The organism is Streptomyces sp. NPDC051286 (genome assembly GCF_044455345.1).
Taxonomy (GTDB): Bacteria; Actinomycetota; Actinomycetes; order Streptomycetales; family Streptomycetaceae; genus Streptomyces.
Window position 1 is genome coordinate 1 of record NZ_JBITER010000135.1, and the last position, 2,714, is coordinate 2,714.

General features: G+C 69.7%; 2 protein-coding genes and 2 pseudogenes. 3 read left to right on the top strand and 1 reads right to left on the bottom strand.

What is annotated here, in order from left to right:
* Positions 1 to 354: pseudogene (locus tag ACIBB8_RS37735) on the top strand (EamA family transporter RarD); the annotation flags it as partial.
* Here the strand turns inward: ACIBB8_RS37735 and ACIBB8_RS37740 are convergent.
* Positions 335 to 1,693, bottom strand: a pseudogene (locus ACIBB8_RS37740) (MFS transporter); the annotation flags it as partial. The pseudogenes ACIBB8_RS37735 and ACIBB8_RS37740 overlap by 20 nt on opposite strands.
* Positions 1,694 to 1,797: 104 nt before the next feature.
* On the opposite strand from ACIBB8_RS37740, the gene ACIBB8_RS37745 reads away from it, so the two are divergent.
* Both ACIBB8_RS37745 and ACIBB8_RS37750 read left to right on the top strand, forming a co-directional pair.
* Positions 1,798 to 2,247 (top strand): winged helix-turn-helix transcriptional regulator, encoded by a 450-nt coding sequence (locus ACIBB8_RS37745; RefSeq protein ID WP_398959919.1) that lies wholly within the window; start codon positions 1,798 to 1,800, stop codon positions 2,245 to 2,247.
* Between the two features lie 72 nt (positions 2,248 to 2,319).
* Positions 2,320 to 2,714 (top strand): FAD-dependent oxidoreductase (locus ACIBB8_RS37750; protein WP_398959921.1); only part of this gene is annotated, 395 nt, incomplete at its 3' end.

A 2,714-nucleotide genomic window follows, 5' to 3' on the forward strand; every position in this document is an offset into this window, starting at 1 on the left:
GCGACGGGTGTCGTGACGGCCACGCCGCTGGTCCTCTTCGGTGCGGCGGCGATCCGCGTCCCCCTCTCGACGCTGGGCCTGCTCCAGTACCTGGCACCGGTCTTCCAGTTCATCCTCGGCATCCTCTACTTCCACGAGGCGATGCCCCTTGAGCGGTGGGCCGGGTTCACGCTGGTGTGGCTGGCGCTCACGCTGCTGACGTGGGACGCGTTCCGGACGGCGCGGCGGACGAGGGCGCAGGCGGCGCGGCTTGCGGCGACGGCTGCGGGAACGGCGCCGAATCCGACGGCACCGGAGCGGACGCCTCCCGCGGACGGCACGGACTCCTCCTCGTACGCAGCCCGAGAGCAGTGACCAGCGCGCCCAGCGTCACCATCGCCACCGGCACGACGAGAGCCGCGCGGAAGGCCTCCAGGGTGGCTCCGGGCGTGCCGTCCGCGCCTGCCGACGCGAGCCCGTACACGGCCGTCACCGCGGAGATGCCGACCGCCGAGCCGAACTGGGTCGAGGTGTGGAGCAGGCCGCCGGCCAGCCCCTGCTCACTGTCCGGTACGCCGTCGGTCGCCGCGATCGTCAGCGGACCGTAGGCCAGGGCGAAGGCGGTGCCGGTGAGGAGCAGCGTCGGGAACATCGCCGCGTACGACCAGTCCGGCCCGACCCGCAGGAAGAGTCCGTACGAGACGATGGCGACAACGAATCCGCCGAGGATGACGCGCGCGTTGCCGTAACGGTTCACCAGCCGCGGGGTGAGCGTCGGCGCGATGACCGCGTCGGCGCCCATCACCACCAGGGCGAGGGCGGTCTGCAGGGAGGACCAGCCGCGCAGCTCCTGGAGGTACAGCGTCACCACGAACTGGAACCCGAAGAAGGACCCCACGAAGAGCAGGGCGCCGAGATCGGCCCGAACCGTCGAGGCTCTGCGCAGCAGGGAGAGCCGGACCAGCGGGGCGGGCGAGCTGCGTTCGATCAGGACGAAGACCGCGATCAGGAGAAGTCCCGCGGCGAAGACCCCGGCGGTCCACGCCCAGTCCGTCGTCCCGTGTTCCAGGCGCACGATCCCGTAGGCGAGCAGCAGCATTGCTCCGGCGGCCACGGCGGCACCCGGCAGGTCGAAGCCGCCGGCGCGGACCGGGCGCGCCTCGGCGGGGACGGTGCGGAACGCGGCGATCAGGATGCCGCCGGCCAGCAGAACGGGCGCGAAGAACACCCACCGCCAGCCGAACTGGGTGAGCAGCCCGCCGATGACGAGACCGAGCGAGAAGCCGCCCGCCGCGGTACCCGCGAAGACCAGCAGCGCCTTGTTGCGCTGCGGCCCCTCCTCGTACGAGGTGGTGATGAGCGCCATGGCGGCGGGCGTCATGAACGCGGCGGCCACCCCGGTGACGAAGCGGGCGACGATCAGCATCCAGCCCCGGTCGGCGAAGCCTCCGAGTCCGGAGAAGACCAGGAAGACGGAGAGCCAGACGAGGAACATCCGGCGTCTGCCGAACAGGTCGGCGGCGCGTCCGCCGAGCAGGGTGAACCCGGCGTAGCCGAGGACGTAGGCACTCATCACCCAGGCGGCGGTGCTGGTCGACAGGGAGAGATCGGATCTGATCGAGGGGACCGCGACGGCGAGCATGGCGACGTCGATGCCCTCCAGGAAGATCGTGCCGCAGAGGACGAGGAGCAGGGCCCGGGCGCGTGCGGGCATGGTGGACACAGGTGTCTCCTTGATGGGGCGAACATGGGGAGTTACTCGGAAGCGGGTCGGTTCCCTCTTGTAACCACTGGCATCGTGCGCCAGCATCAACGGCCATGGAAGAAGGCACTTCGAAGTCACCGAGTCACCTCAAAGGCACCGTTGACGACGCGGCCCTCGTCGGCGACCCCGACCCGTTCCAGTGGGACACCCGCGAGGGCTGCGAGGTACGGCAGATCCTGGACCGGGTCGCCGACAAGTGGTCACTGCTCGTCATCGCCCTGCTCGACCGCCGCAAGCTCCGCTTCACCCAGTTGCGCCGCGAGATCGACGGCATCAGCCAGCGGATGCTGACCGTCACGCTGCGCCAGCTGGAACGCGACGGCCTGGTCGAGCGGACGGTCCATGCCGTGGTGCCGCCCCGCGTGGAGTACGAGCTGACGCCGCTCGGTGGCACGCTGCACACCACGATCCGGGCACTCGTCACCTGGACCGAGAAGCACCAGGGTGAGATCGCGGCCGCGCGCGCCGACTACGACGCCCGCGAGGCCGCCGATACGTATTAATCTTTACCTAGTTGCTTTTTTAACTTGGTTATGTTTACCTGGGGGCGGTGGAACCGTACCCGAGGAGCAGGCATGACCGACGTACTGATCGTGGGAGCCGGACCGACCGGACTGACCCTGGCTTGCGATCTCGCCCGGCGTGACATTGCGGTACGGATTGTCGACAAGTCCCGTGATTTCCCGCGCAGTTCACGGGCGAAGGGCCCCAATCCCCGCTCCCTCGAGGTACTTGAGGATCTTGGCGTGGTCGAGGAGGTCCTGGCAGCGGGCTCGGCGCCGCTGCCGATGCGCAAGTACCGGGGCGGACTGCCGATCGCCGACGCCGACCCCTTCGAGGAGTCGAGGCCGACGCCGGACGCCCCGTACGACCGGTCGTGGCTCATCGCCCAGTGGCGGCTGGAGGAGATCCTGCGGGCCCGGCTCGCGGAGTACGGGGTACGTGTCGAACTGGGCGCCGAGGTAACGGG